The sequence below is a fragment of the Streptomyces phytophilus genome (assembly GCF_013870535.1).
Classification (GTDB): Bacteria; Actinomycetota; Actinomycetes; order Streptomycetales; family Streptomycetaceae; genus Streptomyces; species Streptomyces phytophilus.
Map to the genome: position 1 here is coordinate 1 of NZ_JACBXC010001151.1, position 1932 is coordinate 1932.

Sequence of the window (1932 nt, forward strand, 5' to 3'; positions counted from 1 at the left end):
TGGACGACCGCGAGGTCCTCCTCGGCGGGCAGGTGCGCGGCGGCGGCCTGGAGGTAGTCGGCGGGCGGGAGTTCGGCGTCGCGGACCATGTCGCGGGCGGCGTTCCACAGCACGGCGCGGCTGAGCGGGTCGGGGATGCCGGACAGGCAGCGGCGGGCGGTCTCCCAGGAGCGCTCGTCGAGCCGGATCTTGGCGTACGTGAGGTCGCCGTCGTTGACGAGGACGAGGTCGGGCGCCCGCCCCTCCGCGGACGCGGACTTCAGCCCGAGGTCCGGCGCGAACTCCTGCGCCACCGTCTCGCGCAGCACCATCCGGCCGGGCTCGTCGGGCACCTCGTCGTAGAGGCCGACGTCCAGCCGGTGCGGGCGGCGCCCGGTGTGCTCGACCTCCAGCACCCACACGTCGTCCTCGCCCTCCCAGGTCTCGGGGCGGAAGGTGTCGACGCCGGTGGTACGCAGCCAGGCGTCGGCCCACTCGGGCACGTCGCGGCCGCAGGCGCGGGCCATGGCCTCGATGAAGTCGGCGAGGGTGGCGTTGCCGAAGCGGTGCCGGGAGAAGTAGTCGTCGAGCCCGGCGAAGAAGTCCTTCTCGCCCATCCAGGCGACGAGTTGGCGCAGCGCGCTGGCGCCCTTCGCGTACGAGATGCCGTCGAAGTTCTGCAGCGCGGAGGCGCTGTCGGCGACGCGGGGCGGGGCGACGGGGTGCGTGGAGGGCCGCTGGTCGGCGTCGTAGCCCCAGTTCTTGCGGGCGACGGCGAAGTCGGTCCAGATGCCGGAGAAGCGGGTGGCCTCGGCGAGGATCTGGTAGCCCATGTACTCGGCGAAGGACTCGTTCAGCCAGATGTCGTCCCACCAGCGCAGCGTGACCAGGTCGCCGAACCACATGTGCGCCATCTCGTGCGCGATGACCATGGCGCGGCTCTGGCGCTCGGTGTCGGTGACGGCGGAGCGGTAGACGAACTCGTCGCGGATGGTGACCAGCCCGGGGTTCTCCATGGCGTTGTGGTTGAACTCCGGGACGAACGCCTGGTCGTAGGAGTCGAAGGGGTACGGCTCGGTGAACCGCTCGTGGTAGCGGTCGAAGCAGCGCCGGGTGACCTCGAACAGCTCCTCGGCCTCGGCGTCGAGGTGGGCGGCGAGGGAGCGGCGGCAGTGCAGGCCGAAGGGCAGCCCGGCGTGCTCGGTGTGGACGGAGTGCCAGGGCCCGGCGGCGACGGCGACGAGGTAGGTGGCCAGCGGCGGGGTGGTGGTCAGCCGCCAGCGGACGCCGGCTCCGGGATCGGCGCCGGGTCCGGCGTCCGCTTCCTGGTGGGCGATGCCGTTGCCCAGTACGGTCCAGCCGGCGGGCGCGGTGACGGAGACGTCGAAGACGGCCTTGAGGTCGGGCTGGTCGAACGCGGCGAAGGCGCGCTGCACGTCGTCCAGGAAGAGCTGGCTGTAGACGTACGTCTCGCCGTCCGCGGGGTCCGTGAAGCGGTGCATGCCCTCGCCGGTGCGCGAGTAGCCCATGACCGCCTCGACGCGCAGTTCGTGCTCGCCCTCGGCGAGTTGGAGCGCGAGGCGGTTGCCGTCGAGCGCGCCGGTGTCCAGGTCCCGGCCGTCGAGCGTGGCGCGTACCAGCTCGGCGGGCCTGATCTCGACGAACGTCTCCGCCGCCGCGCGGGCGGCGAAGGTGATGACGGTGCTGGAGCCGAAGACCTCCTCACCGCGCGTCAGGTCGAGGTCGACGGCGTAGTGGCGGACGTCCAGGAGGTCGGCGCGGAGCTGCGCCTCGGCGCGGGTGAGTGCGGGCATGGGCCATATGCTGCCTCACGACCTGCGGGTACGACGACACCCCGGCGGGGGCGGACCCCGAACCCGCGTCCGGCGGGCGGGCGGCGGGGCTACCCTGCTCGGCGTGCCGGACAGAACCCTGGAGGCGCTGGGCCTCGCG

The 1932-nt window shown here is 72.8% G+C and carries 1 protein-coding gene; it reads right to left on the reverse strand.

Annotation, left to right across the window (positions count from 1 at the left end; all coding sequences use genetic code 11):
* Positions 1-1793 (reverse strand): aminopeptidase N (gene pepN, locus H5J30_RS30145; RefSeq protein WP_181790562.1); only part of this gene is annotated, 1793 nt, incomplete at its 3' end.
* Between the last annotated feature and the right edge of the window lie 139 nt (positions 1794-1932).